The following is a 25,961-nucleotide window of genomic DNA, read 5'->3' as shown; positions in this document are numbered from 1 at the left end:
TCTGCCCCGAAGCAAAGGCGGCTGCTTCTTCGGCGTTTTCTGGACAATCTCACTTAAAAAGGCTTTATTATTTTGCCCTTTGGCAAATTTCGCACCGAGAGTGGCAAGGGGCTCGCAATGAACATCAAGGCGGAAATGCAATGGGTGCTGGGCGCGGCGCTGGCCGCCGCGGCCGTGTCGGGCGCATGCGCGCAGGACAAGGTCGTCAACGTCTATAACTGGGCCGAATACACGGCGCCCGACACCATTCCGGGCTTCGAGCGCGAAACCGGCATCAAGGTGCGCTACGACGTCTACGACAACAACGATACCCTGCAGGCCAAGCTGCTCACCGGCAATTCGGGCTACGACGTGGTGGTGCCGTCCACGCATTACGCCTCGCGGCAGATCCAGGCCGGGCTGTACCAGAAGCTGGACAAGTCCAAGATTCCCAACTGGAAGAACCTCGACCCCGACATCATGGCCCTGGTGGCCTCGGTCGACCCGGGCAACGAGCACGTCATCCCGTGGGGCTACGGCACCAACGGGCTGGGCTACAACGTCACCAAGGTCAAGCAGATCATGGGCGACGGCGCCGACCTGGGCAGCTGGGACATGCTTTTCAAGCCCGAGAACGCCGCCAAGCTGAAAGACTGCGGCATTTCGGTGCTGGACGAAGCCGCGCAGGTGTTCCCCGCAGTGCTGAAGTACCTGGGCAAAGACCCCAACAGCGACCAGCCCGACGACTACAAGGCGGCGCTGGCCTTGCTGAAACAGATCCGCCCGTATATTCGCCAATTCAGTTCGTCGGGCTACATCGATGAGCTTGCCGTGGGCGACCTGTGCATGGTGTACGGCTTCTCGGGCGACGTGATGATTTCCCGCAAGCGCGCGCAAGAGGCCAAGCGCCCGTACGAAATCAACTATTTCATCCCGAAGGGCGGGGCGCCGGCCTGGTTCGACGTCATGGCCATTCCGAAAGACGCGCCGCACCCCGATGCCGCTCACGCGTTCATCAACTACATCGAAACGCCCAAGGTGCACGCGGCCATCACCAACACCATGTTCTACCCCAACGCCAACAAGGCGGCGCGCGAGTTCGTGGTGAAAGACGTGGCCGACAATCCCATGATCTACCCGCCGCCCGACGTGGCCAAGACGCTTTACGTGATCAAGGCCCAGCCCCTGAAGATCCAGCGCCTGCAGACCCGCATGTGGGCCGAATTGAAGTCCGGACGATAGCCATCATGAGCGACAGCCGTTACGCGGCGCAGCATGCGGCGGACCCCGAAGAATTCGTGCGGGTGTCCGATCTGGTCAAGATATTCGGCGATGTGGTCGCCGTGCGTTCGGTCAGCCTGGCTGTCCGGCGCAATGAAATCTTCGCGCTGCTGGGCAGTTCGGGCTGCGGCAAGTCCACTTTGCTGCGCATGCTGGCCGGCTTCGAAGAAGCCACCTCGGGCCAGATACTGCTCGACGGCGAAGACATCACCGCCGTGCCGCCGTACCGGCGCCCGGTCAACATGATGTTCCAGTCGTATGCGCTGTTCCCCCACATGACCGTCGAGGCCAACGTGGCCTTCGGCCTCAAACAGGAAGGGGTCGACCGCGCCGAGATCCACGACCGCGTATTCGAGGCGCTGGACCTGGTGCAGATGGCCGGCTATTCGCGCCGCAAGCCGCACCAGCTGTCGGGCGGGCAGCAGCAGCGCGTGGCGCTGGCGCGCAGCCTGGTCAAGCGTCCCAAGCTGCTGCTGCTCGACGAGCCCATGTCGGCGCTGGACAAGCAGATCCGCCAGAAAACCCAGATCGAGCTGGCCAAGATCCTGGAGCAGGTCGGCGTGACCTGCATCATGGTCACCCACGACCAGGAAGAAGCCATGACCATGGCGCACCGCCTGGCCGTCATGACCGAAGGCCAGATCGTGCAGTGCGGCACGCCGCAAGACGTCTACGCCTTTCCCACTTCGCGCTTCGTGGCCGGTTTCATCGGCTCTACCAACCTGCTGACCGGCACCATCGTGGTCGACGAGCCCGACCACGTCGCCATCGAATGCGCCGAGCTCACCCGTCCGCTGTACGTCAGCCACGGGGTCAGCGAACCCCTGGGCATGGAAGTGCACGTGTCCATCCGGCCCGAGCGCCTGGTGGTGTCGCGCACCCAGCCGCAGGGCGACTACAACTGGGCGCACGGCATGGTCAGCCACATGGCCTGGATGGGCAGCTACGCGCTCTACCAGGTGCGGCTCGATTCCGGCAAGATCGTCGAGGCCAGTGTGCCCAGCCTGCAGCTGGCCCAGATCGACGCGCCCGGCATCGACGAAGAAATCTTCGTCAGCTGGGACGCCGACAGCGCCACGGTGCTAGCCTCATGAAGCTGCCCGCGCCGCGCGACTGGATGCCGTCGAACCGCACCCTGGCGGTGGCGCCGCCGTTCTTGTGGCTGGCGCTGTTCCTGCTGGTGCCGTTCCTGCTGGTGCTCAAGATCAGCTTCGCCGAACTGCAGTTCGGCATTCCGCCCTATACGGCGCTGGCCGAATTCCAGGACGAAGCCATCCAGTTCAGCCTGCACCTGCGCGGCTACATTCTGCTGTTCACCGACAGCCTGTACCTGGCCACGTACCTCAGTTCGCTGAAAATGGCCGCGATCACCACGGTGTGCTGCGTGCTGATCGGCTACCCCATGGCGTACTACATTGCCCGTTCGTCGCCGGCGGTGCGCAATGTGCTGCTGCTGGGCGTGATCCTGCCGTTCTGGACTTCGCTGCTGCTGCGCGTGTATGCGTGGGTGGGCATCTTGCGCAACGACGGCCTGCTCAATAAGCTGCTGATGGGGCTGGGCGTCATTTCCAGCCCGCTCGAAATCTACCGCACCGACCTGGCCGTGTATATCGGGCTGGTGTATGCCTACCTGCCGTTTTTCATCCTGCCGCTGTACGCCAACCTGGTCAAGATGGACCTGCGCCTGCTCGAAGCCGCCTACGACCTGGGCGCGCGCCCCTGGCAGGCGTTCTGGCGCATCACCGTGCCGCTGTCGCGTCCCGGCGTGATCGCGGGCGCGATGCTGGTGTTCATCCCGTCGGTGGGCGAATACGTCATCCCTGAAATGCTGGGCGGCGCCGACACCCTGATGATGGGCCGCGTCATGTGGAACGAGTTCTTCAACAATGCCGACTGGCCCATGGCGTCGGCGGTGACCTGCGTCATGGTCCTGCTGCTGCTGGTGCCGCTGGCGCTGTTCCAGTACAACCAGGTGCGCCAGCAAGAGGCGGCGCAGCGGAGGGGCGCATGAAAGGGCCCAACAACACCGGGCGCGGCGTGGCGCTGGGGCTGGGATACTTCTTCCTGTATGCCCCCATCATCAGCCTGATGGTGTTCTCGTTCAACGATTCGCCGCTGGTCACGTCCTGGAGCGGCTTTTCGCTGCGCTGGTACGGCTCGCTGCTGAACGACGGCGCGCTGCTCAGCGCGGCCTGGCTGTCGTTCAAGATCGCCGCCCTGACCGCCACCGCGGCCGTCATCATCGGCACCTGGGCCGGCTACGTGCTGGGGCGCATGGGGCGTTTCCGCGGCTTTGCGCTGTACGTGGGCATGCTCAGCGCGCCGTTGGTCATCCCCGAGGTGGTGCTGGGCATTTCGCTGCTGCTGATGTTCGTGGAAATGCGCGGCACGCTGGGCTGGCCGGCCGAGAACGGCGTCTTTACGATCTGGGTGGGCCACGTGACGCTGTGCATGGCCTTCGTGGCGGTGGTGATCCAGGCGCGCATCCGCGACCTCGACCGCTCGCTCGAAGAAGCCGCGCTCGACCTGGGCGCCACGCCGCTCACGGTATTCTTCCGCATCACGCTGCCGCTGATCGCGCCGGCGCTGGTGTCGGCCTGGCTGCTGTCGTTCACCCTGTCGCTCGACGACGTGGTGCTGGCCTCGTTCCTGTCGGGGCCGGGGTCCACCACGCTGCCCATGGAAGTGTTTTCACGGGTGCGGCTCGGCCTGAAGCCCGAGGTCAACGCGCTGGCCACCCTGTTCATCCTGGCGGTAGGCACCTGCGTCATCCTGGTCAACCGCCTGCAATGGCGCAAGGAATCCGAATCCAAATGAAGCCCCAAGCAACCCTGTACGGCCTGAACAAGTGCAGCACCTGCGTCAAGGCGCGCGACTGGCTGTCCGCCCACGGCGTGGCGCACGAATTCATCGACTACCGCGACCATCCCGTGCCCGCCGCCACGCTGGCGGCCTGGGCCGGCAAGGTGGGCGGCTGGGAAAAACTGGTCAACCGCACCTCGATGACGTGGCGCAGCCTGTCCGATGACCGCAAGGCGGCGCAAACCGACGCCGACTGGACCCGCCTGATCGCCGACTATCCGGCGCTGGTGCGCCGGCCCGTCACCGTCACGCCCGACGGCGAAGTGACCGTGGGTTTCTCGGAAAAGCGCTACGGCGAACGCTTCGCCTGAGCATGGCCAGCACACCCGCCAGGCGCCCCAGGCCCGCCGCCCGACGCGGCCGCGCGCCCGGCCCGGCGCTGCCCGACAGCTTCTTCGACCGCGATCCCTGCCAACTGGCGCGCGAACTGCTGGGCAAGGTCATCCGGCGCCGCCTGGACGGCCTGTGGCTGTCGGCGCGCATCATCGAGACCGAAGCCTATTACCTGGCCGAGAAGGGCAGCCACGCGTCGCTGGGCTACACGCACAAGCGGCGCGCGCTGTTCATGGACGGCGGCACGGTGTACATGTATTACGCGCGCGGCGGCGATTCGCTGAACTTCAGCGCCGGCGGCCCCGGCAACGCCGTGCTGATCAAGTCGGGCCACCCGTGGGTTGACGAGGTGTCGGGCCCCGATGCGCTGGCCCGCATGCAGGCCCTGAACCCCGATGCCGGCGGCCATCCCCGCGCGCCCGCGCGGCTGTGCGCCGGCCAAACCCTGCTGTGCCGCGCGCTGGGCCTGAAAGTGCCCGACTGGGACGCGCGGCGCTTCGACCCCGCCGAGTTTTTCGTCGAAGACATCGGCCAGTCGCCGCAGCGCCTGGTGTGCACCACCCGCCTGGGCATTCCGGCGGGCCGCGACGAACATCTGCGCTATCGGTTTGTCGATCCGGCCTACGCGGCATTCTGCACGCGCAATCCGCTGCGGCGCGGCCAGCAGGCGGGGCGCGACTACGACTGGATGGACGCCTACGGCGCGATTCTGGCCTGAGCCTGGGCCTCGTCGTACTGGCGCTGCAGGCGGGCGCGCCACTCGGCGTACTTGCGGTGCATGCGGCGCTTGTTCAGGCGCTTGCTCCAGGCGTACAGCGGAATCAGCGGCAGCACGCCGAAGCCGTCGATCAGGTACATGCCGGGCTTGCCATCGGCATTGCGGCCCAGCGCGATGTTCCTGGCCGACATGTCGCTGATGACGATGTGGGCGTCGATAAGGTCTTCGAAAAAAGCATCCAGCTGCTGGCCCAGCGCCGCGCTGATGCCGTCGCGCGCGATGATCTGCGCCAGGGTGGGCGCCAGCCTGCCGTCGTCGCCGGTGATTTTTTCCACCAGCTGGCCCAGCCCCAGGGTGGTCTGCGCCAGCCCCACCACGCGGGCCATGGGCACGTTCCATACGCCCGAGGGCACGGTGGTGGTGGTGACGTATTCGGACAGTTCGTTCAGGTAGACGCGGTAGGCGCTTTCGCGCTGGAACTGCTTGTAGAAGCGCTTGAACGGCTTGCGTTCCAGGTAGGCCGCGTAGGCCTCCATGTTGATCACCTTGACCAGCAGCGACGGTTCATTGGGGTGCTGGAAGACGTAGCGGTCGGCGCCCTTGGCCAGCACCTGGGCGTCGGCGAGGTCCAGCGGCCCGAACACCGCGGCATAGCCGCCTGGCGGCAGGGCGGGCGGCAGGGCCTGGCCTGCGCGCGCGGCGCTGCCCAGGGTAGGGGAATCGTGTTGCACAATGATGTCGGCGACGGTTTTTGATGTTCTGCGATTGTCGAAGTTCGGGCGGTTTTGCGCAACCTGACGGCGCAAAGCCGGCCGGCGGCCCGCCTACAATGGCGCTTTCAGGAGACTGTCCCTTGATCGAAGCCTTGCCCTGGATCACCGCCGCGGCGGCGGTGCTTGCCTTGCTGGCCGTGCTGGGCCTGTGGCTGCGTCCGCCGGCCGATCCGCGCGCGGCCCGCCTGGCCGATACCCTGGATCGCCTGGAACGCAGCCTGCGCGCCGACCTGGACGAAAGCCAGCGCGGGCTGCGCACCGAGTTCGCCGAGTCGACCCGCGGCTTGCGCGCCGAACTGGCCCAGGGGCACGAGGCGCTGCGCACCGCGCTGTCGCGCGATGCGCAGGCAGCGCGCGCCGAATACGCCGATTCGCTGGCGCGCTTCGCCGCGCAATTCGGCGAGCGGCTCGAAGGCCTGGTGGCCCTGAACGACCGCCGCATGCAAGAGGTGCGCCAGACGGTCGACCAGCGCCTGCAGGCCCTGCAGGCCGACAATGGCGCCCGGCTCGACGAGATGCGGCGCACCGTCGACGAAAAGCTGCATGCCACGCTCGAGCAGCGGCTGGGCGAGTCGTTCAAACTGGTGTCCGAACGGCTCGAAGCGGTGCACAAGGGCCTGGGAGAAATGCAGTCGCTGGCCGCCGGCGTGGGCGACCTGAAACGCGTGCTTACCAACGTGAAGTCGCGCGGCACCTGGGGCGAAGTGCAACTGGCGCGCCTCATTCAGGACACCATGACGCCCGACCAGTACGCCAGCAACGTCAAGCCCGTGCCCGACAGCGACGCGATCGTCGAGTTCGCCATCCGGCTGCCGGGCCGCACGGCCGGCGCCGAGCCGGTGTGGCTGCCCATCGACGCCAAGTTTCCCAAAGAAGAATACGAACGGCTGATGGATGCCTACGACGCCGCCGACCCCGAGGGCGAGCGCGCCGCCGGCGCCGCGCTGGCGCGCGCCATCGAACTGCAGGCGCGCCAGATCACCGCCAAATACGTGGCGCCGCCGCACACCACCGATTTCGCCATCATGTTCCTGCCCACCGAAGGCCTGTATGCCGAAGTGCTGCGCCGGCCCGGCCTGCTCGATAAGCTGCAGGCCCTGCGGGTCAATGCCGCGGGGCCCAGCAACCTGGCGGCCATGCTGAACAGCCTGCAGATGGGCTTTCGCACGCTGGCGATCGAGCAGCGCTCGTCCGAGGTATGGCAGGTGTTGCGGGCGGTCAAAACCGAGTTCGCCAAATTCGGCGATTCGCTGGCCAACGTCAAGAAAACACTGGAATCGGCCAGCAACAAGCTGGGCCAGACCGAAGTGCGCACCCGCGCCATGCTGCGCAACCTGAAATCCGTGGAAGTGCTGTCCGACGATGATGCGCGGCAATTGCTGGGCGAAGATGCGCCGCAGGTGCCGGGCTCCGAAGGCGCCTGATACCCATGGCACTACCTTAAGGCGAAAGACGGCGCATAGCCCAGGTGTCAGGCTCCGCCAGGCGCCTTGTATGTTGGCGCAACCGACGCGCCCTTGCGTCCCAAAATGAAAAGTGCTAACGGTGGAAGCTCGTCCTGAGTGACCGGGAGGCCCCGCATGCCGTCGTTCCAGACCCATACCGTCGTCAACCAGGTGGCGCCCCTGGAAGACTATTCGCTGTACGACACCGACCTCGCGCTGAACGAGGCGGTGCGGCGCGAGGGCGCCGCCGGCGCGGAGGCCGGGCTGCGCGAACACGGCGCCTGGCTGGGGCGCGCGCACATCCTGGCGGCCGCCGCGCAGGCCAACCGCTGCTCGCCGCGCTGGCAGGGCTACGACCGCAACGGCCACCGCATCGACCAGGTCGAATTCCACGCCGCCTGGCACACGCTGCTGGCCGGCATCGTGTCGCGCGGCCTGCACAGCCACGCCTGGCTGCAGCCCGCGCCGGGTGCGCAGGTGGCGCGCGCGGCCGCCTACCTGATGCAGGGCCAGGTCGAGGCCGGCACGCTGTGCCCCACCACCATGACCTACGCCGCGGTGCCGCTGCTGCAGGGCGAGCCGGCCGGAGTCATCGATTTCGCCCGGCACTGGCTGCCCGCGCTGGCCTCGCGCGACTACGACAGCGCTGACGCGCCGCTGCCGGCCAAGCGCAACGCCCTGATCGGCATGGGCCTGACCGAAAAGCAGGGCGGCTCCGACCTGCACGGCATCACGACGCGGGCCGAGCCGGTCAGGCAGGGCGGGCGCGGCGCGGCCTATCTGCTGACCGGGCACAAGTGGTTCTTTTCGGTGCCGCATGCTGACGCGCACCTGGTGCTGGCCGATACCGACGCGGGGCCGGGCTGCTTCTTCGTGCCGCGCTGGACGCCCGACGGGCCGCGCAATGCGGTGCGCATCCGCCGCCTGAAAGACAAGCTGGGCAACCGCAGCAATGCCAGCGGCGAAGTCGAATTCGAGCAGGCCTGGGGCATGCTGATGGGCGAGCCGGGCCGCGGCCTGCCGCTGCTGCTGCAGATGGCGGCCACCACGCGGCTCGACTGCGTACTGGGCAGCGCCGCGCTGCTGCGCCAGGCCGTGGTGCAGGCCGCGCATCACGCGCAGCACCGCCAGGCTTTCGGACGCGCGCTGGCGGCCCAGCCCCTGATGCGCCAGGTGCTGGCCGACCTGGCCCTGGAAAGCGAGGCCGCCACGGCCTGGGCATTGCGGCTGGCGCGGGCCGTGGACGAACGCAGCCAGCCCGGCGCCCGGGCGCTGGTGCGCGTGGGCACGCCGGCCGCCAAGCTGTGGGTATGCAAGCGGGCCATCGCCGCCATCGCCGAATGCATCGAAGTCTGGGGCGGCAACGGCTACGTGGAAGACGGCCCGTTGCCCCGGCTGTACCGCGAGGCGCCGGTGAACTCCATCTGGGAAGGCTCGGGCAATATCATGGCCCTGGACGTGCTGCGCGCCCTGCAGCGCGATCCGGACTGCCTGGCGGCCCTGCATGCCGAACTGGACCCGGCGCGCGGCGCGTGGCCGGCCTATGACCGGGCCTGGGATGCCTGGCAGGCGCTGGCCGCGGAGCAGGCCGGCGCCCAGGCCGATCCGGCGCAGGCGCGCCGGCTGGCTGCCGGGCTGGCGCGCCTGTGGCAGGCCGCCCTGCTGATCCGGCACGCGCCGGCCCCGGTGGCCGACGCCTTCGTGGCCAGCCGCCTGGCCTGGCCGGGCGGCATCGCCGGCGAATTGCCGCCCGGCGCCGACCTGGGCGCCGTCCTGGCCCGGGCCTGGCCGGGTATCTGCTAAATTGCGCCTGGTGTTTATCGACTTCCGGCGCGCCCGGCGCGCCCTGGCAATATGCTTACTCAGCAAGAACTCAAGCAACAGTCGGCCGACGCGGCCCTGGCCCTGATCGAACCCCTGCTGGGGCCCGACGTGGTCATCGGCGTGGGCACCGGCTCCACCGCCGACCTGTTCATCGACGGGCTGGCACGCTACAAAGGCCGGCTGCGCGGCACCGTCGCCAGCTCCGAGCGCAGCGCCGCGCGCCTGGCCGGGCACGGCCTGCCGGTGCTGGACCTGAACGAGGTGGCCGCCATGCCGGTCTATGTCGACGGGGCCGATGAAATCGACGCCCGCCTGCACATGATCAAGGGCGGCGGCGGCGCGCACACGCGCGAGAAAATCGTGGCCTCGGTGGCCCAGCGCTACATCTGCATCGTCGACGAATCCAAGCTGGTCGACCAGCTGGGGCGTTTTCCGCTGCCGGTCGAGGTCATTCCCATGGCGCGGCAGGCCGTGACCCGCGCCCTGGCCGCCCTGGGCGGCCAGCCGCGCCTGCGCGAGGGGTTCACCACCGACAACGGCAACCTCATCCTGGATGTGGCGGGCCTGCGCATCGACGACGCGCCCGGCCTGGAAATCGTGGTCAACAACCTGCCCGGCGTGGTCACCTGCGGCCTGTTCGCCCGGCCCGGCGCCGACGTGGCGCTGCTGGCCACGCAGAACGGCATCCGCCGGCTCGAACGGCCCTAGTATCGCAAGGGCAACGGCCCGGGCGGCAGCCTTGCCGGCGGCCCGGGGCCGATTCATAATCCTGTCATACTCAAGTCATAACCTTGCGGGTCGGCAGGCCCATCACGCATCGCGCATAAGGGGCATCGCCATGTACACACCTACGCAGGGAGTCCGGATGACGGAGCACACCAACAAGCAATTCGACGCCGATCTGGAAAGCGTCCGTTCGCAGTTTCTGCAAATGGGCGGCGTGGTCGAGGCCATGATCCAGGAATCGGTCGACGCCGTACCCACCGGCGACCTGGAACTGGTCGAAAAGGTGCGCGAACGCGAAAAGCAGGTCAACCGCCACGAAGTCGAGATCGACGAGCGCATCAGCCTGATCCTGGCGCGCCACCAGCCCACCGCCATCGACCTGCGCACCCTGCTGGCCGTGTCCAAGATGCTTACCGACATGGAACGCTGCGGCGACGAGGCCGAGAAAATCGCCAACACGGTGCGGCGCATGTACGACACCGAACAACGCCACATTCCGGTGATCGAGCTGCGCCACATGGCCAACAGCGTGGGCCGCATGCTGCACAACGTGCTCGACGCCTTCGCGCGGCTCGATCCCATCCTGGCGGCGCAGGTGGTGCGCAGCGACAAGGAAGTCGACCGCGAGTGGAAGGGCGCGCTGCGCAACCTGATCACCTACATGATGGAAGACCCGCGCACCATCTCGCGCGCCATCGACATGGTGTTCATCGCCCGGGCCCTCGAGCGCATCGGCGACCACGCCAAGAACATGGCCGAACGGGTCATCTACATGGTCAAGGGCGCCGACGTGCGGCACACCGGCGTGAAGAACGCGGAACGCCAGGCGCGCGGCGACGAAGATACGCCCGAATCCGAGCAGCAATCAGCCGGCGAAGCCTGAACGCCTGCCCGTCGCCTGGCAAAACGCCCCCTTGCGCAGGGGGCGTTTGCATATGGGCAGCCAGCGTGTCCGCACGGACAGCGCCGGCAGGCCGCGCGCGATCGTCAGCCTTGCCGAGACCGTTGCGCTGCCGCCCGGAAAGGCGGCCGGCGGGTCAGGCCGAAGGCGGCACGAAGCCCTGGGCTTCGACGCTGCCGTCTTCGAACAGGTAGCGTTCCATTTGCTGCTGCAGGTATTTGCGCGCGCGGGCGTCGGCCAGGTTCAGGCGGTTTTCGTTGACCAGGCGGGTCTGCACCTGCTTCCAGTCTTCCCAGGCCTCTTTGGAAATGCTCTGCCAGATGCGGGTGCCAAGCTCGCCGGGATAAGGGGGGAAGTCCAGGCCTTCGGCTTCGCGTTTCAGTTTTGCACAGTTGACGGTACGGGACATGGTGGTGCTGCCGGTATCAAGTGGTGGAAATGCCATTTTAGCGGGCTGCTGCGGCTATCGGGGTTTGCGTTGTTCTAGCCCCGTCCCGCGGCGTCCGGGCGAGCGGTGTCGGCGCACGTGCGTCAGGCTCGGGCGCATGCAGGCGCCCTCGGCCTGCTGCGCAGGCTGCCCCGCCGCCCAACGCGCCGACACCGCTCGCCCGGACGCCGCGGGACTGCGATAGCTGAATTCGAACCGCTGTAGTGCCATCGGTGTCTGACTCCCGCCAGGGTGTCAGACACCGACGTATGCAGATTCCTCGCCGGTTACAGTTTTTTGATGAAAACCAGGCTGTTGCGCGAGCGGTTGTAATTGTTCTGCTTTTCGCGCGGCAGGTCGGTGACGCCGCCCTGCACGAATCCGCGCTTCATGAACCAGTGCGAGGTGCGGGTGGTCAGCACGAACAGGCGGCGCGCACCCATGGCGCGGGCGCGGGATTCCATGTGGCGCAACAGGATTTCGCCTTCGCCCGAGCCCTGCCATTCGGGGTTCACGATCAGGCAGGCCATTTCGGCCATGTGCTCGTCGGGGTAGGGGTGCAGGGCGGCGCAGCCGTAGATGACGCCGTCGTGCTCCAGCACCGTAAAGCGTTCGACTTCTCGTTCGATGACGCTGCGCGGGCGCGGCACCAGGGTGCCGTCGGCTTCCAGGGGCTCGATCAGGCTCAGGATGGCGCCCACGTCGTCGAGCGTGGCCGGGCGCAGGTCGTCCAGGGTGTCTTCGACCACCATGGTGCCCACGCCGTCGTGGGTGAAGATTTCCAGCAGCACGCTGCCGTCCAGGGCGTAGGGCACCAGGTGCGCGCGCGCCACGCCGCGCTTGACCGACAGCGAGGCATGGCGCAGGTAGAACGCCGTGTCGTCGTCCAGTTCGCCTTTCTGCAGCAGGGCGTCGGCATCGACCCGCGCCAGCTCGGTATCCACCGTGCCGTCGGGGGCCAGTACGCCGGGCGAGCCGGACAGGAAGATCAGTTTCTCGGCGCGCAGGGCCACGGCGACGCTGGTGGCCAGGTCTTCCATGGCCAGGTTGAAAGCATCGCCCGTGGGTGAAAAGCCCAGCGGCGACAGCAGCACCACCGACGAGCCCTTTTCGATGGCGAATTTCAGGGCGTCGACGTCGATCTTGCGGACCTGGCCGGTATGCTTGTAGTCGATGCCGTCGACCACGCCCGTGGGGCGCGCGGTAACGAAATTGCCCGAGATGACGCGGATGTGCGAATGCGACATCGGGGTGTTGGGCAGCCCCTGGCTGAAGGCCGCCTCGATATCCAGGCGGATCTCGCCGGCGGCCTCTTTGGCGCACTCCAGGGCGGCCGGGTCGGTGGGCGCCAGGCCGCGGTCGAATTGCTGGGTATAGCCTTTCAGGCGCAGCTGCTCATTGACCTGCGGGCGCGAGCCGTGCACCAGCACCAGCCGCACGCCCAGCGCCGACAAGAGCGACAGGTCCTGCACCAGCGCATTGAGCGCGCCGGCCTGCACCAGTTCGCCGCCGAACGCCACTACGAAGGTCTTGCCTCGGAAGGCATGCACGTACGGAGCAACTTCGCGGAACCATCGGACGAATTGCGCAGCGGCAAATTCCGGGGCTTCCTGGGCAGAGACGGTGTCGGGTTCCTGGTCGGGCATGATGGGCGGATAGGCTTCCTGAAGAATGGGGCACGCCGGCGGGCGCGGCCGGCGCCGGCCGCTGCGCGGCGGCGCTGGCGGAAATTATATGACTGCAGGCTGGCCGCGGGCGCCGGCGCGATGGCAACGGGCGTGCGCGCAACACCGCCGGTGCGCCCCAGCCGCGGTGTTACAGCGTGCCCGGGTACAGCCCGCCGTCCAGCACCAGGTTCTGCCCGGTCATGTAGCCGGCCTGGGCGCTGCACAGGAAGGCGCAGGCGTCGCCGAACTCGGCCGGGTCGCCGAAGCGGCGCGCGGGAATGCCGGCCTGGCGCTGCGCCATGACTTCTTCGACGCTGCGCCCGGTGTTCTGGGCGGTCTTGATGGCGGTCTGGGTCAGGCGGTCGGTGGCGAAGGGGCCGGGCAGCAGGTTGTTGATGGTGACGTTGTGCGCGGCCACCTGGCGCGCCAGGCCGGCCACGAAACCGGTCAGGCCGGTGCGCGCGCCGTTGGACAGCCCCAGGATATCGATCGGCATCTTCACCGCGGCCGAGGTAATGTTGACGATGCGGCCGAAGCGGCGTTCTATCATCTGGTCCAGGGTGGCGCGGATCAGCTCGATGGGCGTAAGCATGTTGGCGTCCAGCGCGGCAATCCAGTCGTCGCGCGACCACTCGCGAAAATCGCCCGGCTTGGGCCCGCCGGCGTTGGTGACCAGGATATCCGGGCCGGGGCAGGCGGCCAGCGCCGCCGCGCGGCCGGCCGGCGTGGTGATGTCGGCCGCCACGGTGGCGACCTGCGCGCCGGTCTGCTGGCGGATCTCGTCGGCCGCCGCCTCCAGGGCCTCGCGGCCGCGCGCCAGCATCACCACCTGCGCGCCTTCGCGCGCCAGCGACAGTGCGCAGGCGCGGCCCAGGCCCTTGCTGGACGCGCACACCAGGGCACGCTTGCCCTCGATTCCCAGATCCATTGCTTTGCTCCTGTGGCGGCCGCCCGGCGGCGGCGTCGCAAGTTTTTATAATAGGCGTTCAAAGGATAATCCGTACATGCCTGAAGTCTCCCGCCCGCCTGCGCGCGGCGCCGCGCCGCGGCCCGAGCGGCCCATTCCCGCCATCGCCTATCCCGAAGACCTGCCCGTCAGCGCGCGGCGGGCCGAGATCGCGCGCGCCATTGCCGGCCACCAGGTGGTGATCGTCAGCGGCGAGACCGGTTCGGGCAAGACCACGCAGCTGCCCAAAATCTGCCTGGAACTGGGGCGCGGCCGCCAGCGCATGATCGGCCACACCCAGCCGCGGCGCCTGGCCGCCACCTCGGTGGCCCGGCGCATCGCCGAAGAACTGAACACGCCGCTGGGCGAAGTGGTGGGCTACCAGGTGCGCTTCAACGATCGCACCGGCCCCAACGCCTCGGTCAAGCTGATGACCGACGGCATCCTGCTGGCCGAATCGCAGCGCGACCCGCTGCTGCGCCGCTACGACACGCTGATCATCGACGAGGCGCACGAGCGCAGCCTGAACATCGATTTCCTGCTGGGCTACCTGAAGCAGCTGCTGCCGCGGCGCCCCGACCTGAAAGTCATCATTACCTCGGCCACTATCGACGCCGAGCGCTTCGCGCGCCATTTCGCCGCCTCTGAAGACCGGCCCGCGCCTGTCATCGAGGTGTCGGGGCGGCTGTACCCGGTTGAAGTGCGCTACCGCCCGGTGCGCCAGGATGACGCCGGCGACGAGCCCGCCGGCGGCCGGCCCAACCGCGAGCGCCTGGCCGGCGACGAAGAGCGCGACCTGATCGACGCGATTGTCGACGCGGTGGACGAATGCGCCCGCCACGGCCCCGGCGACGTGCTGGTGTTCCTGCCCGGCGAGCGCGAGATCCGCGAATCGGCCGAGGCGCTGCGCAAGCATCATCCCGCCGGCACCGAAGTGCTGCCCCTGTATGCGCGCCTGTCGCAGGCCGAGCAAGAGCAGATCTTCCACCCGCGCACCAACGCGCGCCGCATCGTGCTGGCCACCAACGTGGCCGAAACCTCGCTTACCGTGCCGGGCATCCGCTTCGTGGTCGACAGCGGGCTGGCGCGCATCAAGCGCTATTCATGGCGCAACAAGGTCGAGCAGCTGCGCATCGAGCCCATCAGCCGGGCCTCGGCCAACCAGCGCGCCGGCCGCTGCGGCCGGGTGGGGCCGGGCGTGTGCATCCGCCTGTACGACGAGCAGGATTTCGACGCCCGCGCGCCCTTCACCGACCCGGAAGTGCTGCGCTCGTCGCTGGCTTCGGTGATTCTGCGCATGAAATCGCTGAGGCTCGACGACATCGAGCAGTTTCCGTTCGTTGAAGCGCCGCCGGGGCGCGCCATCGCCGATGGCTACCACCTGCTGCAAGAACTGGGCGCCATCGAGCTGGCCGCGGCGCCCGCCGGCGACGCCGAGGCCGAAGCGGCCGACGCCGCGCGCACCGGCTCGGCCTTCGTGCTGACCCGCACCGGCCACGAACTGGCCAAGCTGCCGGTCGACCCGCGCATCGGCCGCATGATCCTGGCCGCGCGCGAGCACCAGTGCCTGGCCGAAATGCTGATCATCGCCTCGGCCCTGTCGGTGCAAGACCCGCGCGACCGCCCCATGGCCGAGCGCGAGGCGGCCGAGGCCGCGCATGCCAAGTTCGCCGACGACAAGTCCGAATTCGTGTCGTTCCTGAAACTCTGGCGCTGGTACGGCGAGCAGGTGCAGCACAAGGCCTCGCAGCGCAAGCTGGTGGCCCTGCTGCGCCAGAATTTCCTGTCGCCGGTGCGGTTGCGCGAATGGCACGACGTGCACACCCAGCTGGCGGCGCTGGTGGGCGAGCAGGGCTGGCGCCTGAACCAGTCCGAGGCCACCTACGAGCAACTGCACCTGGCGCTGCTGTCGGGGCTGCTGGGCAATATCGGCTTCAAGGGCGAAGAGGGCGGGCTTTACCGGGGCGCGCGCGACATCCGCTTCCACATCCACCCCGGCTCGCGCCTGGCCAAAAAGGGGGGGCGCTGGATCGTGGCGGCCGAACTGGTCGAGACCACGCGGCTGTATGCGCGCTGCGTGGCGCGCATCGAACCCACCTGGCTGGAGCGCGCCGCCGCCCACCTGCTGCGCCGCAACTGGTCGGACCCGCGCTGGGAAAAGAAGGCCGGCCAGGTGGTGGCCAACGAACGCGCCACGCTGTACGGGCTGGTGGTGTATGCCGGCCGCCGCATCCATTATGGGCGCGTCAACCCGCAGCACGCGCGTGAACTGTTCATCCGCCAGGCGCTGGTGCCGGGCGATATCGACACGCGGTTGCCGTTCGTGGCGCACAACCGCAAGCTCATCGCGGGCATCGAAAAGCTCGAACACCAGTCGCGCCGTCCCGATATCCTGGTCGACGACGAGCTCATCTACGCGTTCTACGACCGCCAGCTGCCGCAGGATATTTCGCAGACCGCCTCGCTGGAAAAATGGGTGCACGGGCTGGACAAGTCCTCCGCCGCCGCGCTGATGCTCACGCGCGACGAACTGATGCGCCACGAGGCGGCCGGCGTCACCACCGATGTATTTCCCAAGCAGGTCGAATGGCAGGGCGTGTCCATGCCGCTGGACTACCACTTCGAACCGGGTTCGCCGCGCGACGGCGTGACGCTGTCGGTGCCGCTGTTCGCGCTGAACCAGATCGACCCGGCCCGCTGTGAATGGCTGGTGCCCGGCATGCTGAAAGAAAAGGTGCACCTGCTGCTGAAGTCGCTGCCGCAGAAGATGCGCCGCCATTGCGTGCCGCTGCCCGATTATGCCGCCGGCTTCTACGAACGCTGGTACGAGCGGCTGGACGACCCGCAGCGCGGCCTGGTGGATGCGCTGATCGCCGACATGTGGGCGCAGGTGCAGGTGCGCCCCGCGCCGGGCGATTTCAAGCTCGAGACGCTGCCCGCGCATTTGTTCATGAATTTCAAAGTGGTCGACGAACACGGCCGCATGCTGGCCGCCGGCCGCAACCTGGCGCAGCTGAAGGCCGAATTCGGCAAGCAGGCCCAGGCCAACTTCCAGCAGCTGGCGGTACGCGATGCCGGCGTGGCGCAGGCCCTGGCGCACGAAAACCTGACATCGTGGTCGTTCGGCGCGCTGCCCGAAATCATGGAGATCAAGCGCAAGGGCCAGTCGGTGATCGGCTATCCGGCCCTGGTCGATCGCAGCGCCCACTGCGACCTGGACGTGTTCGACGACCCTGACGAAGCGCGGCGGCACCATCGGGCCGGGCTGCTGCGGCTGTTCCGGCTGGGCTTGCGCGAGCAGGTGAAGTTCCTGGAACGCAACCTGCCCGACCTGACCAAGATGAGCATGCTGTACATGAACCTGGGCACGCAGGAAGAGCTGCGCGACCAGATCATCGATTGCGCCGTGGGGCAGGCCTGCCTGGCCGAGCCCTGGCCGGCCAACGCCGACGAGTTCGAGGCGCGCCGCCAGGAAGGCAAGGGCCGCCTGGGGCTGCTGGCGCAGGAAGCCGCGCGCCTGGCGCACGCCGTGCTGGCTGAATATGGCGCCGTGCAGCGCAAACTGCCGCAAGCCCGGCCGCATGCGGCGGCCTACGCCGACCTGCAGCAGCAGATCGCGGCGCTGATGCCCAAGTGGTTCGTGCGCGACACGCCGCATGCGCAGCTGGCGCACTACCCGCGCTACCTGAAGGCGGCGGTGGCGCGCATCGACAAACTGCGCGCCGACCCGGCCCGCGATGCCCGCCTGATGTCCGACATGGCGCCCCTGCTGACCCAGTACCAGCGGGCCCGCGCGGCCCTCAAGGGCGCGCCAGACCCGGCCCTGGACGACTTCCGCTGGCTGCTCGAAGAACTGCGCGTGGCCCTGTTCGCCCAGGAACTGCGCACCCCCATGCCGGTATCAGTGAAGAGGTTGATGAAGACCTGGGAGTCTTTGCGGCGATAGGGGTGTTGGGTTCTTCTGGCCGTCGCGGCTGGGCCAGGGGGGTGCCGGGGCTTCACGGGGCCGGCCTGGCGCGTTCGCGCCAGGCATCGCGTCGTCAACCTCGTCAGCCTGCGGCTTCCTTCGGTTTCCCTCGCTCGGCCCCGAGGCGCCCCGACACCCCCCTGACCCAGCCACGACTCGCAGCGGATTCAGCTCGGCCTATCGCCGGGGGGATCGGGGTTCTTGAGCTTCGTGGGGTTCATTATCTAAAAGAAGAACATAGTGCGGGGCCGCTCTTTCAAGCCGCCCTGCGCGGCTTGAAAGAGCGTTCGGTTGGCGATATGCCCAACGCCCAACATCCAATGCAAACCACTGCCCGAATGCTGTGCCAGGCCGCCCGCGCGGCCTGGCACAGCGGCCCCGCACCATCTTTCTCTTCAGGGAAGGCCCCCCCACGAAGCCCAAGCACGCAGCCCTTCCCGGCGATGGGTGAATCAGAGACGGCGCAGTCGGGGCGTGGGGCCGGGAGGGGCCGGGGGCGCCTCGAGGCCGAGCGAGGGAAACCGAAGGAGCGCAGCGACGAGGTTGACGAAGCGATGTCGGCCGCGAAGGCGGCCGACCGGTCTCGTGAAGCCCCGTCCCCTCCCGGCCCCACGCCCCGATGTCGCAAGCACCAATCAACCCAACAACAAAGTCAGTCTTGCAACGTCGCCTTATCCACCAACTCATCCTTCCCGTAAAACTTGACGCCGATGTGGATGCGGTCTCGTCCCTGGGAACGGCGGTGCCGGTTGGTGTCGCGCAGGGAATACACGCAGCCGCAGTATTCCTGCTGGTAGAAGTTTTCGCGCTTGGAGATTTCGATCATGCGCTGCGAGCCGCCGCCCTTGCGCCAGTTGTAGGTCCAGTAGACCAGGTCGTCGTAGCGGGCGGCGGCGCGCTCGCCGCAGCCGTTGATCTGGTTCATGTCTTTCCAGCGCGAAATGCCCAGCGAGCTGGTGATGGTGTCGAAGCCGTGCTCGTGGGCGTACAGCGCCGTGCGCTCGAAGCGCATGTCGAAGCATACGGTGCAGCGCTCGCCGCGCTCGGGAGCATTTTCCAGGCCCTTGACGCGGTCGAACCAGTTGTCCATGTCATAGTCGGCATCGATGAATTCGATGCCGTGCTGCTCGGCGAAGCGGATGTTTTCCTGCTTGCGGATCTCGTACTCTTTGACCGGATGGATGTTCGGGTTGTAGAAGAAAATGGAATAGTCGATGCCCGACGCCTGCATGGCCTCCATGACTTCGCCGGAACAGGGCGCGCAGCACGAGTGCAGCAGCACCTTGCGGCGGCCGGTGGGCAATTCGAGTGTGGGGCGCACGAGCTGGGACATGGAAAAAACGTGTTGCGGCGGTAAAAACCTTTATTTTACGCCTACTTGCGCCTTGTTCACAGGCCCGCGGCAGGCGCCGCTTCGCCCAGCACCCGCGCCCACAGCGCGGACACCGCCGCGCGCTCTTCGGCAAGCTGGTCCTGCGGCACCCGGGCCTTCTCGGTGCCCTGCAGGCGCAACTGGTGCTGTGCGCGCCGCAGGGTGCGATAGGCATCGCCGGCGCGCTGCGCCAGGTCGGCGGGAATCAGGCCCGCTTCGGCGGCCAGCCGCAGCAGGGTGATGTTGCCCAGGTTGTTCACCAGCACCCGGTGCGTGGCGGCGTGGCACAGTACCAGGTATTGGGTCACGAATTCCACATCCACCATGCCGCCGCGGTCGTGCTTCAGGTCGAAGTCGCCGCTGTGGTTGGGATGGCCCGCGCTGATCTTATCGCGCATGGCCAGCACCTCGTCGCGCAGCGCGGCGGCATCGCGCGGCTGCACCAGCACTTCGGCGCGGATGCGCTCGAAGCACGCGCCGACGGCGGTGTCGCCGGCCGCATAGCGCGCCCGCGTCAGCGCCTGGTGTTCCCAGGCCCAGGCATGCTTGAGCTGGTATTGCTCGAATGCCTCGACCGACACGGCCAGCAGGCCGGCTTCGCCGTCGGGCCGCAGCCGCAGGTCGGTTTCGTACAGGCGCCCGGAAGAGGTCATGGTCGACAGCCAGGACGTCATGCGGCGGCCCAGCTTGGCGTAGATCTCGGCCGCGTCGTCGCGCGGATCGTCGAACAGGAAGACCAGGTCCAGGTCGGACGCATAGCCCAGTTCCTTGCCACCCAGCTTGCCATAGGCAATAACGGCGAAATGCGGCACGGCGCCCGCCTGGCGGTTCACCAATGGCCAGACGCGCCGCACGGTCTCGGCCAGCAGCATGTCGGCCAGCGCCGACAGCTGGTCGGCCAGCTTCTCGACCGTAAGCTGGCCTTCCAGGTCTTGCGCCAGCAGCTGGAAGCTGGCCTGGCGCTGCACGTCGCGCATCAGGTTCATCTGCCGCTCGATATCGGGTTCGCCGTCGGGCAGCCTGCAGGCGTCCAGGTCGGCCGCCAATTGCTGGGCCATCTGCGCGAAATCCAGCGACTCGAACAGGGTGCGCCAATCGATCAGGCTGTCGAGCAGCAGCGGGTGCTGGGTCAGGTACTGCGCGGCCCAGGGGCTGGCCGCCACCATGCGGGCCACCCGCGCCAGGGTGTCCGGGTATTCGGCCAGCAGCGCCAGATAGGCGCTGCGCTGCGCGATGGTCTCGATGAGGTCGAACAGGCGCACGGTGGCATGGCGCGGCGCGGGCGTCTGCTGGGCAGCCTGCACGGCCGCCGGCAGCAGGGTTTCAAGGCGGCGCCGGCTGCTTTCAGGCAGGCTGCGCACGCGATGGCTGTCCAGCAGCGATTCGGCCCGCCGCAGCAGGTCGTCGGCCTCGGCGCCGAAGGCCTGGCGGATCTGTTCGGCCAGGCAGCTCTCGGCGTCATGGCCGTCGCCCGCCGCGCCGGCCGCGCCGGCCGCCGGCGCGGCCGCTTCTTCGGTATCGCCCATGCCGGCCAGGCGGAACGCGTTGCGGAAGGTCTGCGCCACGAAGGCGCGGTGATCGGCCAGCGTGCGTTCGAATTCGCCGGCGGCCATGCCCAGCGCGGCCGCCAGATGTTCGCGCTGCGCCGCGTCGCCGGGCAGCAGGTGGGTCTGCTCGTCTTCGCGGTATTGCAGCGCATGCTCGACCCTTCGCAGGAAGCGGTAGGCCTGCTCCAGCTTCTGCGCGTCGTCGGTGCCGATCAGGCCGGCATCGCGCTCCGCGTGCAGGGCGGCCAGCAGGCCGCGCCGCTGCAGGGCCGGCATGCGCCCGCCGCGCACCAGCTGGAAAAGCTGCACGACAAACTCGATTTCGCGGATGCCGCCATCGCCCAGTTTGATATTGTTGGCGCTGTCCACGCCATTGCGCGCCAGCGCGCGGCGCTGCCAGTCCTGGCGGATGCGCTCGCGCAGCGCGCGCAGCGAGGCCAGGGCATCGAAATCAAAATACTTGCGGTACACGAACGGCACGCGCAGGCTTTCCAGCTGGCGGGCCTGCACGGCCGCGTCGCTGTCGGCAAAGGCCTGCGCCGGGATCAGGCGCGCCTTCAGCCAGGCATAGCGCTCCCATTCGCGGCCCTGCGCCACCAGATAGTGTTCCAGCGCGTCCAGGCTCCAGGCCGGCGGGCCGGCGTCGCCGTCGGGGCGCAGCCGCAGGTCGGTGCGGAACACCTGCCCATGGGCGTCGGCTTCGGACAGCACCGGCATCATGCGCCGCGTCAGGCGCCCATAGAACTCATGATGGCTGATGCGGCGCGGCCCGTCGGTGTCGCCTTCTTCGCCGTACAGCATGATCAGGTCGATGTCCGACGATACGTTCAATTCGCCGCCGCCCAGCTTGCCCATGCCCAGGATCAGCATTTCCTGCGGGGCGCCGGTGGCCGGATCGCGCGGCACGCCGTGCACGGCGGCCAGTTCGGCGGCCACGCTGCGGTAGGCGGCCGCCACGGCCAGGTCGGCCAGCGCCGTCATGGCGCCCACCACTTCTTCCAGGCTGGCCTGGCCGCCCAGGTCGCGCACCATCAGGGCCGTGAAGACCCGCTCGCGCAGCTTGCGCAGGATTTCGCGGCACTGGGCCACGGGCAGGATCTCGGGCGCGTCGGCACCGGCCAGCTCGGCCTGCCATGCCGCCAGGGCATTGGCGGTGACCGGGTGGCGGGCGGCTGTTTCCAGCCAGGCGGCCAGGTCGGGATGGGCATCGACGCGGCGGCGCAGATAGCCGGACCAGGCAAGGGCGGGGGCGAGCAGGGAGGCAGGCATGGGACGGGCGGGCAGACGGAATGACGCGTTTCAGGTATAAGGGGACGATACCCCAAGACGCCTTACCCTGCCCACTCATCCGTGTCCTTGCCCGCCAAAGTCACTCGTTCTCTTTGCTGGTTCGCCCTGGCCGTCTATGTCGTCGCGGCCGTCGTGCTGCTCGGGTTGCGGTATTGGGTGCTGCCCAACATCGATCAATGGCGGCCGCGCATCGAGGCTTACGCCAGCGAAGCGCTGGGCGCGCGCGTCGAAATCGGGCGCATTCAGGCCGACTGGCGCGGGCTGAATCCGCGCCTGAAGCTTAGCTCGCTGTCCATTTACGACCAGTTGCCCGAGCCGGTGCTGACCCTGCCTTCGGTCTCGGCCGTGCTGGGCTGGCGCAGCGTGCTGTTGCTGTCGCCCAGCCTGCTCAGCCTGCGCGTCGACGGGCCCGAACTGCTGGTGCGGCGCGATGCCGGCAACCATTTATGGGTGGCGGGGCAGTCCATCGACCTGGACGCTCCCCACGATGCCGGCCGTTCGTCGCGCCTGGTGCAATGGCTGGGCAAACAGCGCGATCTGGCGCTGGTCAACGCCACGGTGCACTGGCACGATGAATACCGGCAGGCCCCCGAGGTAACGCTGCGCAATGTCAGCCTGCGGTTGTACAACGGCACCCTGGCGCACCGCTTCGCACTCAGCGCCGAGCCGCCCGCGGCCCTGGCGCGCGACCTGTCGCTGCGCGGGCGCTTCACCCGCAATCCGCTGCTGACCGGCCGGCAGCGCTGGACAGGCGAGCTGTATGCCGAAATCAATGATGCCGAGCCCTCGGCCTGGGCGCCCTGGCTGGCGGTGCCGGACGTCGCCGGCCGCGCGGCCGCGCGCGCCTGGCTGACCCTGGAGCAGGGCGCCGTGACTGATGTCACGCTGGATACCGCGCTGCGCGACGTGCGCTGGCAGGCCGCGGGCGATGCCACGGCCGTCAGCCTGGCCGAGGCCACGCTGCGGGTGCAGGGCGCGCCCGGCGACATTGTGCAGTTCGCCGATGTGCCGCTGGCGCGTGGCGACGAGGCGGCGGGCGTGGCCCTGCGCGGCGAGCTCACGGGCCTGAGCGCCAATCTGCCGCACACTTTCGAGCCGCCGCTGCTGCAAGCCGATACGGTGCGCATCGATGCCAGCCTGCGCCGGCCGGCGCAGCAGCCCGCCGTGGTCGACGTGCGCCAGCTCGATATCGTCAACGCCGACCTCGATGCGCGCCTGCATGGCCGCTGGACCGCCCAGGGCAAGACTGCCGCCGGCACGGCCGATTTCCAGGGCAACCTGGCGCGCGCGGCCATGCCGGCCATCTACAAGTACCTGCCGCTGGAAGTGAACGCCGACGCCCGCGAATGGCTGGCGCGCGGCCTGCCTGCCGGCCAGGCGCGCGATGCCTCGGTCACGGTCAAGGGCGACCTGGACGATTTCCCGTTCGAAGACCCCGACGACGTCGGCGAGTTCCGCATCGCCGGCGCGTACTCGGGGGCCATTGTCGATTACGCCCCGGCGCACGGCGATACCAAGGGCTGGCCGCGGCTCGAGAACCTGTCGGGCAATTTCGCGGTCGACAAGGTCAGCCTGTCGCTCGACAGCCCGGGCGGGGCCATCGCCCATACCGGCGACGGGCAGACCGTGACGCTGGGCGCCGTGACCGCCTCGATTCCCGACATGGAACACGGGGCCACGCTGCATGTCGACGGCCAGACCAGCGGGCCGGTGCCGGCCTACCTGGCGCTGGCGGCCAATTCGCCGCTGGGCGGGCTGCTCGACGGCGCGCTCGACGACGCCCAGGGCACAGGAGCCTGGCAAGTGGGGCTGAAGCTCGAGGTGCCGCTGCTGGATGCCGAAAACACCAAGGTCGACGGCCGCATCGCCTTTGACGGCAACACCTTCCGCTTTGTGCCGCAGATGCCCGAACTGCGCCAATTGCACGGCGACCTGCATTTTTCCGAACGCGGCGTGTCCACCGAGGAACTGCGCACCGAATTCCTGGGCGGAGCGGCCACCATCGCCGGCAAGCTCGAACACGACGGCGATGCCCTGCGCCTGGCCGGCACGCTGCCGGCGTCGGGCCTGGCGCAACTGAGCAGCAGCCCGGTAATGGCCCGCTTCACGGGGCAGACCTCGTACCGGGGGCAGCTGGGCTATGGCTCGGGCGGGGTGCTGGACATCTCTGTCGAATCCGACCTGGCGGGCCTGGGCATCGACCTGCCCGCGCCGGTCGGCAAGGCCAAGTCCGAGTCCCGCGCCCTGAAGGCGCGCTGGGCGCCCGCCAAATCGGCGGCCGGCAGGCGCGACCAGTTATCGGTCAGCCTGGGCGCCGACCTGGCGCTGCTGCTCGAGCACGACCGCGCGGCGCCGCGCGGCACGCCGTATTTCGCGCGCGGCGCGCTGGGCGTGAGCCGCCCGGCCGCGCTGCCGGCGTCAGGCCTGGCGGTCGACATCCAGATGCCCGAACTGGACCTGGACACCTGGGAAAAAGTCGGTGACGAGGCTGCGTCGTCCAAGCGGGGCGGCAAGGCGGCCGGCAGGCCGGGTCAGGCCGCCACCCTGCCCATGCTCAGCCGCATCGACCTGCAGACCGCCCGTCTGCATGTAGCCGGCTGGACCCTCAACGACCTGAAGCTGAGCGCCACCCGGCCTCAGCCCGAACACTGGCAAGTCAGCCTCGACTCGCGCCAGGCGGCGGGTTCGCTGGCCTGGCAGGAAGCCTCGGGCGCCATCGCCGGGCAGGTGACGGCGCGGCTGACGCACCTGGCGCTGGGCGACCAGGAAGCCAAAGACGCCATGAAAGAAGCGCCCACGGACTCGGGCGATGACCTGTCCGACATTCCCGCCATCGATCTGCGCGCCGACCAGTTCTCGCTGTACGGGCACAACGTGGGGGCGCTGGAAGTGCAGGGCACCAATCTCGAACGCGGCAAATCGTGGCGCCTGGACAAGCTGCGCATCGCCAACGAGTCGGCCACCCTGGACGCCACCGGCAACTGGCGGCTCGACGGCGCGCAGCGCGGCCTGACGGTCGATGCCAAGGCCCAGTTCAAGGACCTGGGCGCCTTCATCGACCGCATCGGCTACAAGCAGGTGCTGGCCGGCGGCAGCGGCACGGTGCAGGGCAAGCTCACCTGGCGCGACCTGCCCTGGTCGCACGACCTGGCCAATATCGACGGCCAGGCGCGCGTCAGCCTCGACAAGGGGCGTCTGATCAATGTGAACTCGCGCAGCGCGCGCCTGCTGGAACTGCTGTCGCTGCAGTCGCTGCAGCGGCTGGCCAAGCTGGAATTCAACCCGGCCAACCTGCTGCGCGACGGGTTTCCGTTCGATACCATCCGCGGCGACATGAAGCTCAGCCGGGGCATCCTGCACTCCGAAGGCTACAAGCTCAACAGCCCGGTAGCCACCATCGTGCTGGCGGGCGATACCGATATCGTGGCCGAACGCTGGGACCTGCGCGCCGTGGTGATCCCGAATCTGGATGCCAGCGGGGCAGCCGTCGTCACGGCGCTGGCCGTCAACCCGCTGATCGGCCTGGGCGCGTTCGTGACCCAATGGCTGCTGAAACAGCCCCTGGCCCGCGCCATGACCATGGAATACGCCGTCACCGGCTCATGGGACGACCCCAAACTGCAGCCAGTGGAAACCAAGCCCGAACCCAAGCCCGGCCCGGTGAACGACTACATCGAGCACTGATCTTCGGACAGGGCAGAAGCAGGAGGTGTCTGGCTCCCGCCAGGGTGCCAGACACCGTACGGTTGAGACAGCATCGGCCCACCTAGGTGTCCGACACCTACGGAGATAATGTCGGCCCACCTCGGTGTCCGACACCTACGGAGTCAGACACCTACGAAGTCAAACCCTAGGCACAAAACAAACCGTCCCCGGACCCGGGACGCGCGGATCCGGCTCCGC

At 68.3% G+C, this 25,961-nt stretch carries 18 protein-coding genes; 12 read left to right on the top strand and 6 right to left on the bottom strand.

What is annotated here, in order from left to right; genetic code table 11:
• The first annotated feature begins 117 nt into the window (after positions 1-117).
• Genes J2P76_RS02290 through J2P76_RS02265 form a run of 6 tightly spaced genes read left to right on the top strand, consistent with a single transcriptional unit; the run spans position 118 to position 5,173 of the window.
• The gene (locus tag J2P76_RS02290) at positions 118-1,221 is read left to right on the top strand and encodes a polyamine ABC transporter substrate-binding protein (protein ID WP_207404205.1); all 1,104 of its coding nucleotides are present in this window, start codon (positions 118-120) and stop codon (positions 1,219-1,221) included.
• 5 nt (positions 1,222-1,226) lie between these two features.
• Positions 1,227-2,354, top strand: coding sequence for an ABC transporter ATP-binding protein (locus J2P76_RS02285; RefSeq protein WP_207404204.1), 1,128 nt, complete (start codon positions 1,227-1,229; stop codon positions 2,352-2,354).
• Positions 2,351-3,271 carry an ABC transporter permease subunit gene (locus J2P76_RS02280; RefSeq protein WP_207404203.1) on the top strand — a complete coding sequence of 307 codons (921 nt, stop codon included), beginning with the start codon at positions 2,351-2,353 and terminating at the stop codon, positions 3,269-3,271. The genes J2P76_RS02285 and J2P76_RS02280 overlap by 4 nt, the downstream gene beginning before the upstream one ends.
• Complete coding sequence (locus tag J2P76_RS02275) at positions 3,268-4,077, top strand: ABC transporter permease subunit (protein WP_207404201.1); 810 nt, start codon at positions 3,268-3,270, stop codon at positions 4,075-4,077. Before J2P76_RS02280 ends, J2P76_RS02275 begins: the two co-directional genes overlap by 4 nt.
• Positions 4,074-4,433, top strand: a complete 360-nt coding sequence (locus tag J2P76_RS02270; protein ID WP_207404200.1) for a Spx/MgsR family RNA polymerase-binding regulatory protein — start codon at positions 4,074-4,076, stop codon at positions 4,431-4,433. The genes J2P76_RS02275 and J2P76_RS02270 overlap by 4 nt, the downstream gene beginning before the upstream one ends.
• A 2-nt stretch (positions 4,434-4,435) precedes the next feature.
• Positions 4,436-5,173: a DNA-3-methyladenine glycosylase gene (locus J2P76_RS02265; RefSeq protein WP_207404199.1), complete on the top strand. Its 738-nt coding sequence runs from the start codon at positions 4,436-4,438 to the stop codon at positions 5,171-5,173.
• Here the strand turns inward: J2P76_RS02265 and J2P76_RS02260 are convergent.
• On the bottom strand, positions 5,152-5,841 hold the full coding sequence (locus J2P76_RS02260; RefSeq protein WP_207409086.1) for a PhoP regulatory network YrbL family protein: 690 nt from the start codon (positions 5,839-5,841) through the stop codon (positions 5,152-5,154). The two genes, J2P76_RS02265 and J2P76_RS02260, sit on opposite strands and share 22 nt — an antisense overlap.
• Positions 5,842-6,026: 185 nt before the next feature.
• Between J2P76_RS02260 and rmuC the strand changes: the two genes are divergently transcribed.
• From rmuC to phoU, 4 genes are all read left to right on the top strand, one after another.
• Entirely contained in the window at positions 6,027-7,370 is a 1,344-nt protein-coding gene (rmuC, locus tag J2P76_RS02255; RefSeq protein ID WP_431603374.1) for a DNA recombination protein RmuC, read from the top strand.
• A 156-nt stretch (positions 7,371-7,526) separates the two neighbouring features.
• Positions 7,527-9,194 carry an isovaleryl-CoA dehydrogenase gene (locus J2P76_RS02250; RefSeq protein WP_207404197.1) on the top strand — a complete coding sequence of 556 codons (1,668 nt, stop codon included), beginning with the start codon at positions 7,527-7,529 and terminating at the stop codon, positions 9,192-9,194.
• Positions 9,195-9,245: 51 nt separating this feature from the next.
• On the top strand, positions 9,246-9,923 hold the full coding sequence (gene rpiA / locus J2P76_RS02245; protein WP_207404196.1) for a ribose-5-phosphate isomerase RpiA: 678 nt from the start codon (positions 9,246-9,248) through the stop codon (positions 9,921-9,923).
• 157 nt (positions 9,924-10,080) lie between these two features.
• Positions 10,081-10,824, top strand: a complete 744-nt coding sequence (phoU, locus tag J2P76_RS02240; RefSeq protein WP_207409085.1) for a phosphate signaling complex protein PhoU — start codon at positions 10,081-10,083, stop codon at positions 10,822-10,824.
• Positions 10,825-10,978: 154 nt separating this feature from the next.
• On the opposite strand, the gene J2P76_RS02235 is transcribed toward phoU, so the two are convergent.
• The 3 genes from J2P76_RS02235 to J2P76_RS02225 form a co-directional block, all read right to left on the bottom strand.
• On the bottom strand, positions 10,979-11,251 hold the full coding sequence (locus J2P76_RS02235; RefSeq protein WP_207404195.1) for an oxidative damage protection protein: 273 nt from the start codon (positions 11,249-11,251) through the stop codon (positions 10,979-10,981).
• Positions 11,252-11,556: 305 nt separating this feature from the next.
• On the bottom strand, positions 11,557-12,915 hold the full coding sequence (gene argA, locus J2P76_RS02230) for an amino-acid N-acetyltransferase (protein ID WP_207404194.1): 1,359 nt from the start codon (positions 12,913-12,915) through the stop codon (positions 11,557-11,559).
• 169 nt (positions 12,916-13,084) lie between these two features.
• On the bottom strand, positions 13,085-13,864 hold the full coding sequence (locus tag J2P76_RS02225; RefSeq protein WP_207404192.1) for an SDR family oxidoreductase: 780 nt from the start codon (positions 13,862-13,864) through the stop codon (positions 13,085-13,087).
• A 76-nt stretch (positions 13,865-13,940) separates the two neighbouring features.
• Here J2P76_RS02225 and hrpA point away from each other — a divergent pair, with 76 nt between their 5' ends.
• Positions 13,941-17,828: an ATP-dependent RNA helicase HrpA gene (hrpA, locus tag J2P76_RS02220; RefSeq protein WP_207404191.1), complete on the top strand. Its 3,888-nt coding sequence runs from the start codon at positions 13,941-13,943 to the stop codon at positions 17,826-17,828.
• Between the two features lie 673 nt (positions 17,829-18,501).
• Here the strand turns inward: hrpA and J2P76_RS02215 are convergent.
• On the bottom strand, positions 18,502-19,182 hold the full coding sequence (locus J2P76_RS02215) for an epoxyqueuosine reductase QueH (RefSeq protein ID WP_207404190.1): 681 nt from the start codon (positions 19,180-19,182) through the stop codon (positions 18,502-18,504).
• Between the two features lie 56 nt (positions 19,183-19,238).
• Entirely contained in the window at positions 19,239-22,037 is a 2,799-nt protein-coding gene (glnE, locus tag J2P76_RS02210) for a bifunctional [glutamate--ammonia ligase]-adenylyl-L-tyrosine phosphorylase/[glutamate--ammonia-ligase] adenylyltransferase (protein WP_207404189.1), read from the bottom strand.
• 81 nt (positions 22,038-22,118) lie between these two features.
• On the opposite strand from glnE, the gene J2P76_RS02205 reads away from it, so the two are divergent.
• Complete coding sequence (locus J2P76_RS02205) at positions 22,119-25,742, top strand: YhdP family protein (protein WP_347565281.1); 3,624 nt, start codon at positions 22,119-22,121, stop codon at positions 25,740-25,742.
• The last annotated feature ends 219 nt before the right edge of the window (positions 25,743-25,961 follow it).

It is taken from the genome of Bordetella petrii (genome assembly GCF_017356245.1).
GTDB lineage: Bacteria > Pseudomonadota > Gammaproteobacteria > Burkholderiales > Burkholderiaceae_B > Bordetella_A > Bordetella_A petrii_D.
Note: the sequence above shows the minus strand (reverse complement) of the source record. Positions and strands in the feature narration are given on the sequence as shown.